Source organism: Streptosporangium sp. G11 (assembly GCF_051192615.1).
Classification (GTDB): Bacteria; Actinomycetota; Actinomycetes; order Streptosporangiales; family Streptosporangiaceae; genus Streptosporangium.
The window spans coordinates 24,976-39,477 of sequence record NZ_JBPJUQ010000072.1 but is presented as its reverse complement, the minus strand read 5'-3'; the positions used below and the strand labels follow the sequence as shown (position 1 = coordinate 39,477).

9 protein-coding genes are annotated in these 14,502 nt (G+C 72.9%); 3 read left to right on the top strand and 6 right to left on the bottom strand.

The features are described from left to right. The 3 genes from ACSDR0_RS40060 to ACSDR0_RS40050 form a co-directional block, all read right to left on the bottom strand. On the bottom strand, positions 1-2,827 hold a 2,827-nt coding region (locus tag ACSDR0_RS40060), incomplete at its 3' end, for a DEAD/DEAH box helicase (protein WP_435294181.1). Between the two features lie 63 nt (positions 2,828-2,890). Continuing rightward, positions 2,891-3,700 carry an ABC transporter permease gene (locus tag ACSDR0_RS40055; protein WP_435294180.1) on the bottom strand — a complete coding sequence of 270 codons (810 nt, stop codon included), beginning with the start codon at positions 3,698-3,700 and terminating at the stop codon, positions 2,891-2,893. Beyond that, positions 3,697-4,683 (bottom strand): ATP-binding cassette domain-containing protein, encoded by a 987-nt coding sequence (locus tag ACSDR0_RS40050; RefSeq protein ID WP_435294179.1) that lies wholly within the window; start codon positions 4,681-4,683, stop codon positions 3,697-3,699. The genes ACSDR0_RS40055 and ACSDR0_RS40050 overlap by 4 nt, the downstream gene beginning before the upstream one ends. 351 nt (positions 4,684-5,034) lie before the next feature. On the opposite strand from ACSDR0_RS40050, the gene ACSDR0_RS40045 reads away from it, so the two are divergent. Both ACSDR0_RS40045 and ACSDR0_RS40040 read left to right on the top strand, forming a co-directional pair. Next, positions 5,035-5,643, top strand: a complete 609-nt coding sequence (locus ACSDR0_RS40045; RefSeq protein WP_435294178.1) for a PH domain-containing protein — start codon at positions 5,035-5,037, stop codon at positions 5,641-5,643. Then, the gene (locus ACSDR0_RS40040) at positions 5,640-7,631 is read left to right on the top strand and encodes a PH domain-containing protein (protein ID WP_435294177.1); all 1,992 of its coding nucleotides are present in this window, start codon (positions 5,640-5,642) and stop codon (positions 7,629-7,631) included. Before ACSDR0_RS40045 ends, ACSDR0_RS40040 begins: the two co-directional genes overlap by 4 nt. 181 nt (positions 7,632-7,812) lie before the next feature. Here ACSDR0_RS40040 and sepH read toward each other — a convergent pair whose 3' ends face one another. From sepH to ACSDR0_RS40025, 3 genes are all read right to left on the bottom strand, one after another. After that, the gene (gene sepH / locus ACSDR0_RS40035) at positions 7,813-9,699 is read right to left on the bottom strand and encodes a septation protein SepH (RefSeq protein WP_435294176.1); all 1,887 of its coding nucleotides are present in this window, start codon (positions 9,697-9,699) and stop codon (positions 7,813-7,815) included. Between the two features lie 616 nt (positions 9,700-10,315). Then, complete coding sequence (locus ACSDR0_RS40030; protein WP_435294175.1) at positions 10,316-11,629, bottom strand: D-arabinono-1,4-lactone oxidase; 1,314 nt, start codon at positions 11,627-11,629, stop codon at positions 10,316-10,318. Between the two features lie 136 nt (positions 11,630-11,765). Continuing rightward, positions 11,766-12,962, bottom strand: coding sequence for an MFS transporter (locus tag ACSDR0_RS40025; RefSeq protein WP_435294174.1), 1,197 nt, complete (start codon positions 12,960-12,962; stop codon positions 11,766-11,768). Between the two features lie 125 nt (positions 12,963-13,087). Between ACSDR0_RS40025 and ACSDR0_RS40020 the strand changes: the two genes are divergently transcribed. Then, a complete protein-coding gene (locus ACSDR0_RS40020) occupies positions 13,088-14,488 on the top strand; it encodes a lytic murein transglycosylase (RefSeq protein ID WP_435294173.1) in 1,401 nt (466 codons plus the stop codon). The last annotated feature ends 14 nt before the right edge of the window (positions 14,489-14,502 follow it).

Sequence of the window (14,502 nt, the reverse complement as noted above, 5' to 3'; positions counted from 1 at the left end):
GCAGCTGGGCCGGGTGGTTGCAGACCTGCTTGAGCTTCGTCATGGTCGCCAGCACGTTGCCACGCCGCTCGATGCCCGTGGAGGCGTCGATCCTTCCCAGCATCTCGCCGGTCACGGCCCTGTACAGCTCCGCCTGCTCCGGGGTGAGCGTGCACCAGACCTTCATCTCCTGCTTCTCGGGCAGGTCGGAGATGATCGAGCGGTCGGTCTTGAGCCGCCGCAGCACGAACGGCCCGGTGGCCCGCTTCAGCGCCGCGGTGGCGTCGGGGTCGCGCCGCGTCTCGATCGGTTCCTGGTATCGGGTCCTGAACCGCCTGGCCGGGCCGAGCAGGCCGGGATTGCAGAACTCCATGATCGACCAGAGCTCCGCCAGATGGTTCTCCACCGGCGTGCCCGTCAGCGCCAGCCGGGTGCGGGCGGGGATGGACCGCACCGCCCTGGACTGCTGCGCCGAGCTGTTCTTGATCGCCTGCGCCTCGTCGCAGACCACCCGCTCCCACCCGAGCCCCGCGAGCGCCCCAAGGTCCCGGAGCGCGGTGCCGTACGTGGTGACGACCAGGTCGGCCTCCCGCACGGCGGCGGCCAGCTCCTCGTCGCGCCTGCGCGTGCCGCCGTGGTGGACGTGGACGCGCAGCGACGGGGCGAATCTGGACGCCTCCTTCTGCCAGTTGCCGATCAGCGACATCGGGCAGACCAGCAGCGTCGGTGCGGGCGTGCCGGTCTCGCGCTCGGACAGCAGGAGCGACAGGGTCGAGATGGTCTTCCCGAGGCCCATGTCGTCGGCCAGGATGCCCCCCAGCCCGAGCCCGGACAGGAAGCTCAGCCAGGACAGGCCGCGCTCCTGGTAGGGGCGGAGAGATCCGCGCAGCGCCCGGGGCGGGGCGACCGGGGTGAGACGGCGGTCGGCCTCACCGGAGAGAAGGTCGCCCAGGAGACCGTCGGCGTCGACCGCGATCAGCGGCAGCCTCTCGTCACCGCCCTCCACGACCTCGCGGATCACCTCGCCGACGGTCCGCTCGCCGCCGCCGCGCTGCTCGATCACCCTCAGGGCCGCCTTGACCTGCTGGTCGTCCAGCTCGACCCACCGGCCCTTGACCCGTACCAGGGGGACGCGAAGCCCGGCCAGCCCGGTCAGCTCCTCCGCGCCGATCGTGTGGTCGCCGACGGCGACCTCCAGCCGGACGCTCACCCGCCCGCCGAGGCCGGACCCCTCGCCGCCGTCGCTGTCCTCGTCGCCGGTGAGCGCGCGGGTGGTCAGCTTCAGGCCCAGCCCCTGGCGTCCGGCCCAGGCCGGCAGCCGCACGCCGTACCCCGCCGCCCTGAGCATGGGCGCGCCGTTGCGGAGGAACGAGAACGCCCACCCCGTCTCGACCGTCAGGGTGACCGGCTCGGGGACGCGCAGCGCGACGTAGAGGTCGGGATGGAGGCGTACGGCCCGGCCGAGGTCGGCGCGGATCAGCTCCTCGGGCCGCTCGGGCAGCCACGGCGCCCGCTCACCGGCCCGGATCCGCTCGGCGGACAGATAGCCGACGGGTTCGCGCTCCTCGCGCCACTGACCGGTCTCGCCGCGCTCGTCGTCTCCGCCGCCCTCGCGTCCCCGGTCTCCCGCCTGCTCTCCGCCGCCTTCGCGTGCCCCGCCGGAGGCGTCGTCGAGGCGATCCGCGGGGGCGAGGCCGAACTCGACCCTCCAGGAGTCGCCGTCGCCGGCGGGCTCGATCAGCCGGAAGCAGACCCTGACCGGCCCGCCCAGCTCGTGCGCGGAGTCGAACCAGCGGGTCAGAGCTTCGCCGAGCGCCGCCGCCTCGTCCGGTCTCGCGCCGGGGAGGGAGGCGTCCTCGCAGGTCAGCGCGTACAGCCAGCGGTCGGGCAGAGCGGTCTTGGGGCCGGGACGGTTGCCGAGGATCAGCCGGTCGGGCAGCGACAGCCGCGCCGCGCCGTCGACCAGGCCGGTCAAAACCTCGTCCAGCACCTCTCCCGCCGGTCGCTCGTGCGCCACCGCCCTGCACACGGGCGGCATCGCATCGGCGAGGCCGGGCAGCGCGGCCAGGTCGGCGCCGGTCAGCACCGGGCGCCAGCGGGCCGCGTGAACGTCGCCCTCCAGGACGAGCTGGGGCAGGATCCGGCCGCGCCGGACCAGCCCGCGAGCGTGCTCGGCGACCACGGCGAGATAGCGGAGGGAGAGGGCCGGCTCCCAGGCGAGATCCTCGGCGCCGCGTACGCCCCCGGCGGCGAGGCCGGGAGGGCCGGGGCCGAGATCCGACAGCGAGCCGAGCAGGCGGAGCGCGCCGGCCGGATGGAACAGCAGGGCGGGAACCCGCCAGGCGGAGATCTTCGGACTCCGCGCCCGGCTGGCCAGGCCGGACTCGGGGGAGGGCAGCGGGCCCGAGGCCGAGCCGGGGAGCAGGAGGACCAGCTCGCCCTCTGCGGCCGTGGTGTTCGTCGGGGTCGCGATGGTCCCGGTGCTCGTGACGCCCGGGATGTGTGCGACGGCGGGGACACTCGCGATGGCCGGGACACCCGTGACGATGGGAGCACCCGTGACGGCCGGGATGCCCGGGGCGGCCCTCTGAGGGGTCGCCCCGCCCCTGCGGGCCCCGCCCCCACCTCCAGGGAGGGCCCCACCTGAAACTTCGCTCAGCGTCCCATTTAGGGCTTCCTCGGGTGAATCATCCGAAATTCCCCCGAGGGCGGCGGCCAGTGCGGCCGTGGACGCTGCGAAGGGGTGCGGGCGGAGGGCGGCGCGGGAAACGGACGCCGGGGTCCGGGCGGTGTCTTCCGCCCAGATCCCCAGGAGCCCGTCCACCCACGCGCCATGGACCACGAGCACCTGACCACCCCTAGTTCTTCGTCGTGTGGCGGGCGCCGCCCCCGGGCCCGGCCTGCGGACAGACTAGACGTGGCTGCGGAATGCGCGGATCGCCAGAGGGGCGAAGACCAGGGCGAAGCCCGCGGCCCAGAGCAGCGAGAAGAAGGTGGCCTGGCCGACGTCACCGCCGATGAGAAGGCCGCGGATGGCGTCCGCCAGGTGCGTCACAGGGTTGATGTCCGACCAGGTCTTCAGCCAGGACGGGAAGGTGGCGGAGGGCACCAGCGCGCTGCTGGTGAAGGTCAGCGGCATCATCGTGGAGAAGGAGATCATCTGCACCTTCTCGGGGCTGGAGGCCTTCAGGCCGATCAGCACCGACATCCAGGACATGGCCAGGGCGACCACGACCAGCAGGGCCAGGGCACCCAGCAGGCCGAAGACGCTGGTGGTCACCCGGAAGCCCAGCACCATGCCGAAACCGATCAGCAGGGCGAACGCCCACACCTGCTTGACGGTGTCGGCGATGATGCGCCCCGACAGGGGTGCGGTGCGGGCGATGGGCAGGCTGCGCAGCCGGTCGAAGACGCCCTTGGTGATGTCGGTGTTGAGGCCGATGGCGGTGGACAGCGTGTAGAACAGGGCGTTCTGCACGAGCAGGCCGGGCAGGGCGAACTGCAGGTAGTCGCCGGTGGATCCGGAGATGGCACCGCCGAATACGTAGGTGAACAGCAGCAGGAACATGATGGGCTGGATGCTCAGATCCAGCAGCTCCCACGGGTTGTGCTTGATCTGGACCAGGCTGCGCCAGGCCAGCGTCATGGTCTGCTGCAGCGTGGCCAGGGGGGTGACGCGCTTGGCGGCCACCTGCGGGATGGTCGTCGTCAGCGTGGTCATGCGAAAGCCTCTTCTTTCCGGGGGGTGCCCTCGTCGTCGGGGGCGGCCTCGTCGTCCGGCAGGCGGCCGGTGAGGGACAGGAACACCTCGTCCAGGCTGGACTTGCGCAGCGCGAGCTCCGAGGCGGTGACGCCCTGGTCGTCGAGGAGACGCACGATCGCCGGGACGACGGCGGGGTCGTGGACGGAGGCGGTGGCCTTGCCCCCGTTGAGGTCGGGCTTCTCTCCCAGCACGTCGGCCATGATCTTGCCGACGAGTTCGAGGTGCTCGGCCCGCAGGGGGCGCACCTCCAGGACCTGGGCGCCGGTGGTCGCCTTGAGCTGGTCGGAGGTGCCGGAGGCGATGACCTTGCCGTGGTCGAAGACGACGATGTCGTCGGCGAGCTGGTCGGCCTCCTCCAGATACTGGGTGGTGAGCAGCACCGTGACGCCGTCGGCCATCAGACCGCGCACCACGCTCCACAGGTCGGTGCGGCTGCGCGGGTCGAGCCCGGTGGTGGGCTCGTCGAGGAAGAGCACCTGGGGCCGGCCGACCAGGCTGGCGGCCAGGTCAAGGCGGCGGCGCATGCCGCCGGAGTAGGTCTTGGTGGCGCGCCCCCCGGCGTCGGACAGATCGAAACGCTTCAGCAGCTCGCCGGCGCGTGCCCGGGAATCGGGGCGTGTCATGCCCAGCAGGCGGCCGATCATCATCAGGTTCTCGACGCCGGTGAGCATCTCGTCGACGGCGGCGTACTGGCCCGTCAGGCCGATCAACGAGCGCACCTGGTGGGCCTGGCGCGTCACGTCGTAGCCGCCGACGCTCGCGGTGCCGGCGTCGGGGCGCAGCAACGTCGCCAGGATGCGCACCGCGGTGGTCTTGCCCGCCCCGTTGGGGCCGAGCACGCCCAGCAACCGCCCCTGCGGCACGGCGAGATCCACCCCGTCCAGCGCGCGGGTCTCCCCGTAGCGCTTCACCAGCCCCTCGGCCTGGATCGCATAGGTCATCATTCGCACCTCTCCGTAATTCTCGGACCCCCAGCATGCCCTGAGCCACCGACACTTTTTCGACCTCCAACTGGGGAAGAGGCGAAAGGGGCGCCGGCGGACCCCGGCGACCGGCAGGCGAGGGCCGTCATGCCGGAGCATCTGTTCTGAGCACCCGCCTCCGGGCACCGCGCCGCTCCGGCTTCCCCAGGCCGCATCCCCCGCTCCCGGGTCCGCCGCGCCGCCTCCGGCTTCCCCGGGCCGCGTCCCCCGCTCCCGGCCCCGCCTCCCGGCCCGCCGCGGTGCCCGGAGGAGTTCCTTCCGTGATGCGGCCGCAACGCCCGTCGCGACAAGAGCGTTTAGGCTGACAGCGTGAGCGACCGAGCCGATGAGCACAGCGCCGCCTCCCAGGAGGCCAGGGCGGCCGGTCTGCCGGGTGAGCGCCGCGCCGGCGTTCCCGGGCGCGCCGGCGTCTCCCTGCGCGCCCCCGCCAACCCGGTCTCCCGCAAGGCCATCACGTTGTGGCTGCTGGAGGGGCTGTTCTGGTCCGTTCTCCTGGCGGGGGGTTCCTTCTTCCTGGCCAGGTGGATCGACGAGGACCAGTGGTCCTGGCTGCCCGGGTGGGCGCTCGACAACATCTGGTGGCTGCCGTGGCTGATGGTGCTGCTCCTGATCCCCGGCACGCTCATCGAGCCGTTCTGGCGATACGCCGTGCACCGCTGGGAGCTCAGCGGAGACGTCGTCTACGCCCGTTCCGGCTGGCTCAGCAGGGAATGGGTGTTCGTCCCCGTCAGCAGGATCCAGACGGTCGACAAGGCGCAGGGCTGGTTCGAGCGCATGCTGGGCCTGGCCACGGTCGAGATCCGCACCGCCTCCCACGCGGGCTCGTCCACGATCAAGGGCCTTGAGTACGAGGTCGCCGCCGAGCTGGCCGAGGGCCTCGCCCGCCGCGCGGAAGAACTCAGGGACGACGCGACGTGACCGAATCCTCCCCCGACCGTCCCCCGGCCGACCGTTCTCCGGCCGGCGAGTCTCCGGCCGACCGTTCTCCGGTCGGCGAGTCTCCGGCCGACCGTCCTTCGATCGGCGGACCGCCGGCCGAGCAGGGGCCTGACCGGCGCCCACCGGCCGGATCCCATCCGCGGGCCGATCCGGACGGCTCCGACGCGGGCGGATGGACCGCGCCCGGCGGCGCGCCGCATTCGCCGCACGCCCAGGCCGGTGACGGACCGGGTTTCCCGGGCGTGCCGGGCGGTGGCGTGGCCGGTGCGGGAGCCGTACCGGAAGGGGGGCCGCCGGACGCGCAGGGGATGGGAGCCGAGCCGGGGGTGCCGACGGGCAGGCCGCTGAGACTCAGCCCGAAGGTGCTGCTGACCGATCCGATCCGGATGCTGCCCTCGCTCTTCCTGCCGCTGGCCGGTGTCCTGTTCCTCGGCGGGTTCTCCCCCGGATCGTTCGTGTGGGCGGCGGTGGGCGTCGTCGGCTCCGTCGCGTTCGCGGCCGTGCGCTGGGCCACCTTCACCTACCAGATCGTCGGCGACCGGCTGGAACTCACCCGGTCGCTGATCAGCAGGTCGGTGCGGACGATCCCGCTGGAGCGGATCCGCGGCGTCGACGTCAGCGCCCCGCCCCTGCACCGCCTGCTCGGCATCGCCGTCCTCAGGATCGACACCGGCGCGGGCGGCGACGACAAGCAGGAGGGCGAGCTCGACGGGGTCACCGTCGAGGAGGGGGAGCGGCTCAAGGCCGTGCTGCTCTGGCACGCCCGCGCCCGTACGGCGAGACGTGTCCAGGCGCGCGAAGCGGCTTCGGCGGCCGGGATCGCCTCCGGCTCCGGTGAGCTCACGGCCGGCGCGTCCGGCATGTCCGGTGTGCCGGCCGGGTCGGAGGAGCGGGCAGCCGGATCCTCCACCCGCCACGAGGTGGGCGACACGACCCCCGAGCGGGTGTTCTTCGTGATGCCGAGGAAGTGGCTCGTGTACGGCCCCATCTCCGGCGCCTACCTGCTGACCCCGTTCGCGCTGGTGGCCGGTGCCGTGGGCCTGGCGTTCCAGTGGGGCAGCGAGTTCAGGATCGACAGGCGCGTCGTGGTGGGTCTCGGGGAGTGGCTCTGGGCGCACCCGCCCCTGCTCATCGCGGCCCTGATACTGCTGCTCCTGGCCATGCCGGTGATCGCTGTGATCATGTACGTGGTGTTCAACTGGGACTTCACCCTCCGCGCCAGCGAGGGATACCTGGTCGCCGGGCGCGGTCTGATCACGCGCAGGAGCGTGTCGCTGGAGCGGCGCAGGGTGCGGGGGTTCGAGTTCGTCGAGGGCCCGGCCGAGCGCAGGGCGGGACTCGGCCGCGCCTGGGCGATCGTGACCGGTCTCGGCGACTCGGAGACCCGGGGGCAGCTGATGCCCGTGGCTCCGAGGGACATCGTGCTCGACGTGGTGGGCGAGGCGATCGGCCCGATCGCCACCGGGCTGCGGCCGCACCCGCCCGCGGCGCGCAGGCGCAGGCTGTTCCGGGCGATCTTCCCGTGGCTGGTGATCGCCGCCTGCGCGGTGGCGGCCGCCCTGCTGTGGTCCGGGTTCTGGTGGGTGCTCGCGGTGCCCGCCCTGCTCCTCGCGCTGCTGGGCGTCCCGCTCGGCCTCGACCGTTACCGGTCCCTCGGCCACACCTACGACGGGAGCCGCCTGTCGGTCAGGTCGGGCTCGCTGCGACGCTCCCAGGCGGTCGTGGAGGAGCGGGCCGTGGTCGGCTGGACCCTGAGCCAGACCTGGTTCCAGCGTCGCGCCGGTCTGCTGACCGTGACCGCGGGCGTGGGTGCGGGCACCGGCGGTTACGCCGCCCTCGACGTCGGCGAGGCCGAGGGGCCGGCATTCGCCGCCGAGGTCACCCCCGCCTGGCTCACCCCGTTCCTCGTTCCGGACGCCTCCGCGACCCCGGAGGCCCCCGCGTCCGGCGGGCCGCTCTCGCGCTGAGGGCTGCCCGCGTCCAGAAACTCCCGCGTCCGGAAACCGTCGCCTCCGAGGACTCCCTCTCCGAGAACTTCCCCTTCGAGGACTTCCCTCCGAGGACTTCCCGCGTCCGCCGGGAACGGCCGCCATACGGCGAGGCGGGGGCGACCGGTGTCCCCGGTCACCCCCGCCTGGCGCGGTGCGGTCAGTCCTGGCGGCGGGCGCCGAACATGATCTCGTCCCAGGTCGGTACGGACGCGCGCCGTCCCCGGGACTTCTTGGCGGGCCGGGCCGGAGCCGGTGCCGGCTTCGGCGGATCCGCGGGCTTTTCCGCCGCGGGCTTGTCGACCTTGCTCTCCTGCATTGCCCCCGTGTCCCCCTGTGTCTCTTGCCTGCCAGGCTCGGCCTTGGCCCGCTCGTCCACGCTGACGCGCGCCGCCGGTACGGCTATCGGACCCTCCTGGGCCGCTCCGGTCTCCGGTGCGGGGTCGGAGGCGGGGGTCTCCTTCGCCGCGACGGGCTTCTCCGCTTCCGCGGAAGCCTGCTCGGTGGCCTTCGCGGCCGGGGGGGACGGCTGGTCGGCGGGGTCGGGCAGGACGGCGGCCGGAGCGGTCACGGCCGGTTCCGGCGTGGTCGTGGCGGGGGGCGAGGGCTCCGCGATCTCGGCGGCCTCCGGAGCCTTCACGGCCTCCGGGATCTGCGCAGCCTCCGGAACCTTGACCACCTCGGGTTCGGCCGCGGTCTCCTGCCCGGTGACCGCTCCCTCGGAGGGGGCGGCCGGTCCGTGCGCGGGAGACGACGCCTCCGGCGGGAGGACCCGTTCCCGCGCGGTGGCGGATCCGTGCGCGGCGGGCTCAGGCTCCGGCGCGGTCACCGCGGGCGGCTCGACAGTCGCCGCGGCGGGCCGCGACACGGGGACGGGCCGCGACGCGTCGGGGGTCACGGGCTCCGGCGCAGGGGAGGAAGGCGGCCCGTACGCGGCCGGTGTGACCGGCTCGTACGCGGCCGGCTCGTACGTGACGGGCTCGTGCGCGGCCGGTGTGACCGGCTCGTACGTGACGGGCTCGTGCGCCGCCGGCGTGACCGGCTCGTACGGGGGCGGGTACGGGGCGACGGGCTCGGGCAGCACGGGCTCGGGGGGCCTGACCCGCGTGACGGGGGCGGAACCCTGGGCCGCGGGGGCGGCGGGCTCCGGAGCCCTTTCCGGCTGGTATCCGGCCGGGTCGGGAGCGCGCAGCGGCGGCACCGACACCCTCGGCGCCTCGTATCCGGCGGGGAGCGGGGGCATCGGCGGCTGCTGGTAGGCGGCCGGGGACGGCACGGACGGCGCGGGGGGCGCCGGGGGCTCGACCTGGGCGTAGGCGGGCCGGGGCTGAACCGGGGTCTCGTGCCGCAGGACCGAGGGGAAGGCCACCGGCGGCTGGTTCAGCGGCTCGGGCGCCAGCGGCGGCACCGGCGCGAGCTTGGCCATTCTCGGGACGAACGGCGTGACCGTGGTGTCCTCGACCGGCTCGACGTCCTCTCCGCTGGAGAGCCGCAGGGCCTCGTCGTCGTGGGGCGTGATGTGACGCCGGCGCGGGTCGAAGAGCCACTCGGCGTTGCGCGTGTGACCGTTCCACACGAAACCGAGCTTGATGCGCCACATGTTGTCGTCCCGCTTGGCGGAATCCCACTCGATCTCGTCGGCGGGGACGCCACGGCGGGTCAGCCGCTCGGCGACCAGGTCGCCGAGGGTGGGACCGGGAGCGGAGTCGCCGGGCAGGCGTACGGCGCAGCGCTGCGCCTGCTGTGCCATGTACTCACGTTCCTGGAGCACGGGACCCTCGAACCATCGCACGCGCTCGACCGGGATTCCCGCCGTGTTGGCGATCTCCTCCGCGGTCTCGCCGGCACGGATCCGGGCCTGGATCTCCTTGGGGCGCAACGGACTCTCCACTTCGATCTCGTACTGGCCGAGACGGGAGAAGTTGCCGCGGACGGCAGCACGGAGCCGGTCGTCGACGGGCAGCGTGAACCGGGTGCCCCGGCCGGCTGTCGCCAGCACGAGATAGGTCCCGTCCTCACTCACCGCGACGAGTCGGAGCTCCTGCATGCGAGTCCCTTCGTCGTCGTGCTCAATCTTCCCCCGGACCCTTGAGTCTCTCGCGTGTGCCGGTTGCCTGCCAGCACCGTACCCGGCATGTCCGAACATCGCCTTCCTGGATGGGGCTCGCAGCGATGTGACGCCGGTCACATTTGCTCCATTCATCTAATACAGGGCACCGGTCTGGAGCAGCAACTTCGGGGTCCTCCAGGGATTCTCACGGATAACTCCGGGAACCGCTGCGGACTTCCACCAAGAACCGGGAGATGGCGGTGAGGCCGGTCCGCCGGTCCGGGCAGGATGTGCCGCGATCGCGGCGTTGTGCGGGGGCCGGTCGTCGCGGTCCGTGACGACGGGACGCGGCGGCGGCTGGCATGGACGGCGGGAGAAGGTCATCTCCAGCGGACTCCCTCGGGGTCGAGCGGCGCGGGCGTCTGCGAATCTGCCCCTCGTACGCGCCCGGGGAACGGCGGGACACGCGGACGCGTCACTCTTCGAGCGAGCCTTTGCGTCACCCTTTACCGAAAGCTGGTGAGAAGCGGCCGATTCGGGGGAACGCGACGCGCCCCGGGGCCGCGTGGCGAGGGCGGAGCGGAGGGGATTTCCGTCCGAGGGGTGGCGTTCCTCAGCCCAGGACGGTGTCGAGATGGTCGTTGGCGAAGGCGCGCCCCGGGTCGAGGGCCTCCCGCACGGCCAGGAAGTCATCGAAACGGGGATAGACCGTCGCCAGGTAGGCGGCGTCGCGGGTGTGTAGTTTGCCCCAGTGCGGCCGGCCGCCGAGCCTCGTCATGATCTCCTCGACGCCCTCGAAGTAGGCCGGGTTCGGGGTCGGCCGGTAGACGTGGCAGGCGATGTAGGCCGAGTCCCTGCCGTAGGCGGTGGACAGCCAGGCGTCCGAGGCCGGGGTGACGCGCACCTCGACCGGGAAGCTGATCTTCCAGTCTCGCAGTTCCAGCAGGTCGCGCACCTCGCGGAGGGCCTGGCCGAGGTGCTCGCGCGAGATGGCGTACTCCATCTCCAGGAAGCGCACCTCCCGCACGCTCGTGAAGATCCGGTGCGAGGCGTCGGTGTGGGCCGAGGCCGACAGCGTCGCGGCCGAGAGCGCGTTGAGCCGGGGGATGGCGCCCGGGTAGCGGCCGCCGACGCCGCACAGCGCGCCGAACAGGGTGTTCTCCATGAAGTGGTTGTCGAGCCAGTACTTCAGCGCGCTCGGGGGCCTGGGCGGGCCGGGGCTGCGGTTGTTGCGCTTGGTCAGGCAGGTGTCGGTGTGCGGCAGCCAGAAGAAGTCGAGGTGCTCGTTGCCGGCGACGAGCGTGTCGAGGGAGCCGAGGATCGCGGTCAGCGGCATCGGCTCCCGTACGCTGCGCAGCAGGAAGGCCGGCTCCACCCGGAAGGTCACCGCGGTCACCACGCCCAGCGCGCCCAGGCTCACCCTGGCGGCGTCGAACAGGTCCCGCTCGGCCACCCCGTGGATCTTCCCCTCGCCGTCGCCGCGGACCGTGACGATCTCGCCGTCGGCGAGCACCATCTCCAGTGCCAGCACCTGGTCCGCCATCCCGCCGACGTCCCTGCCGGTGCCGTGGGTGCCGGTCTGGATGGCCCCGGCCACGGTCTGCGCGTCGATGTCGCCCATGTTGGCCAGGGCCAGGCCCCTCCGGTGCAGCTCCCGGTTGAGGGCGCCGACCGTCGTCCCGGCCTCGGCCGTCACCCAGCCGTCTCCGGCCTCGCGGATCCCGGTCAGCGCGTCGGGCCGCAGCAGGAGGCCGTCGGTCAGCGCCACGGGGGTGAAGGAGTGACCGGTGCCGGTCATGCGCACCCGGCGGCCCGCCGCGGCGGCGTCCCGTACGGCCCGCGAGACCTCCTCGGCGGAGGAGGGCGCGCGGACCTCCGCGGGGGTGGCGGACTGGTTTCGCGCCCAGTTGCGGAAGGTCTCGCCCATGTTCACTCCTGCCCAGCGGGCGGCACCCGGCCGTACGGGGGCGCCGACGCCCGGCTCACGCGGGAGTCCCGCCCACGATCAGGTGGGCCACCGCCGGTTCACGTTCGCGCGCTTCGCCAGCGAATATGAACGATACTCACGATTGCTGCTGGGCAACAGGGGTCCGCAACCAGGCGGAGCCGCCGACGCCGATCGCCACGGCCAGCAGGGCGCAGGCGAAGGAGAACCCGTAGGCGTTGGAGGCGCCGAACGCGTCGGTGAGCCTGCCTCCCGCCCACGCGCCGATCGCCACGCCGAACCCGACCGAGGTCGAGATCCACGCCATGCCCTCGGTGAGCAGGCGGGCCGGGACCAGCCGCTCGGTCAGGCTGTAGCCGGTGATGACGGTCGGGGAGATGGCCAGCCCGGCCAGGAACAGCGCGCCCGCCATGACCCTGATGTCGCCGATGAGCATGATCGGGGTCAGGCCCACCGCGAACACCCCGAGCGAGCGGACGAACCTGCTGCTCAGCGGGATGCTCCACTGCCGCGCGCCGTACCAGAGGCCGGAGACCAGGCTCCCGCCGGCGAACGAGGCGAGCAGCAGCCCGGCCGCGGCCTTGGAGCCCTGCTCCTCGGCGAACGCGACCGTGATCAGGTCGACCGAGCCGAACACCGCTCCCATCGCCAGGAAGGCGCACGACATCAGGGCGACGCCGGGAATGGTGATCGGGGTGCCCGAGCCGGTCTCCCTGGGGCGGATGGGCGGCTCCGTGCCGCGCTGCAGGGCGAAGGCGATGGTGCCCACGATCGTGCAGGCCAGAGCCACGATCAGGCCCGCGTACGGGTTGATCATGGTGGCCAGGACGGTGACCAGCGCCGGGCCCGCGACGAAGATGACCTCGTCGGCCACCGACTCGAAGGAGAACGCCGTGTGCAGCCTCGCCGACCCGGCCAGCAGGTGCGACCAGCGGGCCCGCACGAGCGAGCCGAGCGAGAGCGCGGTCGCGCCGACCACGACGCCGGTGGCGAAGAGCGTCCAGCGGGGGGCGCCGTACTCGGCGCAGAGCATCAGGCCGGTCAGCGTGGCGCCGTGCGTCAGCGTGAGCGGGATGACTATTCTGGCCTGGCCGAACCTGTCCACCAGGCGCCCCGACAGCGGGGCCGCGACGGCGAAGGAGACGCTGACGGTGGCCGCGACCGCGCCCGCCGTCGCGTAGGAGTCGGTGAGTTCTTTGACGAGCACCATGATGCCGATGCCGAGCATCGACATCGGCATCCGCCCGAAGAACCCCGCGATGACGAAGCCCTTGACGCCGGGCGTGCTGAAGAGCCCCCTGTACGGCCCGACCACGGATGATCCCCTTGCTGTTCTGCGCGCGTGGAACATGCCGACGATTTCGCACAGAACCGCCGATCGGCAAGTGATTTTCCGGGCAACGGCTCACGACGCGGTCCGTTGGAGCTAACGTGAGCGCGGTGTCACGTCTTCCCGGGTTGCGGTTGTTCGTCCCAGTGATGGTCGCCATGACCGCCCTCCTCGCCCTCGGCGGCGTCGCGCTCGCGGTGATCAACGCCGGTCGCCCCGCCGCTCCCGCCGCCTCCGGCGAGAGCGCCGTCGTGGAGTCCCGCATCCGGGATCTGTCGGCGATCGCGCCGGTGGCCAGCCCTCCCGCGATCCCGGTGGACCCGGCGAACCCGAACCCGGACGCCCCGGCCGGAGACGACCCCGACCCTGCGGCCACGGGTCCGCGGGATCCGGGCTCGCGGGATCCGGCGCCCGAGAGCTCCGTGCCGCGCGATTCCGCCTCCCAGGGACCGTCTCCCGGGCCGGGAACCGGACAGACCCCCGTCCCCGATCCGGGAGGGACGGGCGCTCCCGGGCTCACCTCCACCCCGCCCCGGCTGCTGGTCATCTCCCCCTCGACGCTGACCGAGCAGACCAAGGAGGACATCTCCCGGCTCAAGTACGTCCAGAAGATCGACTCCTTCGACGGCGGGGCGGTCAAGGTGTCCGGGGTCGGGCTCAACCTCATCGCGGTCGACCCCGCCCGCTTTCGCGCGTGGGCCCCCAGGGCCGTCGCCGACCAGCAGGGGGTCTGGAACGCCCTCGCCAGGGGGGAGTTCGTCGCCGACAGCTCTGCGGCGCGCCGCCTCGGACTGGTCCTCGGCTCGGAGTACCAGGTGGACGGCGGCCCCCGGCTGCGTGCCGCGGCCTCCGCCTCGTTCGGCCTGCCCGGCGTGGACGGCATCGTGGGGGAGGAGACCGGCCGCAGGCTGGGCCTGCTGCCGGGCGTGGCACTGCTCGTGCACGGCCCGGAGAAGGCCGCCGCCATCCTCAGGACACGGGTGGGCAGGCTGCTGAGCCCGGGTTCCCAGGTGGTCGCCGTCGGCGGTGCCCGTGCGGCGAAGCCCACCCTGAAGCCCACCGTGAAGGCCACCACCGGCGGGACGACAGGGAAGACGGGAACCGGCCGGGTGCGGAGGGCCGCGGTCGGCAGGCCAGGCAGCTATCTGGAGCTCTACCGCAAGGCGGCCGAGGTCTGCCCGGGGCTCTCCTGGACGGTCCTGGCCGCGATCGGCCAGGTGGAGAGCTCGCACGGGCGCAACAACGGCCCCTCCTCGGCGGGCGCGCAGGGACCGATGCAGTTCATGCCCGCCACCTGGAAGGCCTACGGCGTGGACGGCGACGGCGACGGCGTCGCCGACATCTGGAACCCGTACGACGCGGTTCCCGGCGCGGCCAACTACCTGTGCGCCAACGGGGCGGGCAGGGGCGGCAAGAAGCTGGAGAAGGCCGTCTGGTTCTACAACCACTCCTGGTCGTACGTCGCCAAGGTCATGGGCATCTCCCGCGGCTACGCCGCCGCCTACCCCTGAGGCGCCCGCGGGCA

What these genes read in the sequence shown, in the direction of transcription:
- ACSDR0_RS40055 (WP_435294180.1), bottom strand. Translation starts at nt 3,700, where the DNA reads ATGACCACGCTGACGACGACCATCCCGCAGGTGGCCGCCAAGCGCGTC.
- ACSDR0_RS40050 (WP_435294179.1), bottom strand. Translation starts at nt 4,683, where the DNA reads ATGACCTATGCGATCCAGGCCGAGGGGCTGGTGAAGCGCTACGGGGAG.
- sepH (WP_435294176.1), bottom strand. Translation starts at nt 9,699, where the DNA reads ATGCAGGAGCTCCGACTCGTCGCGGTGAGTGAGGACGGGACCTATCTC.
- ACSDR0_RS40030 (WP_435294175.1), bottom strand. Translation starts at nt 11,629, where the DNA reads ATGGGCGAGACCTTCCGCAACTGGGCGCGAAACCAGTCCGCCACCCCC.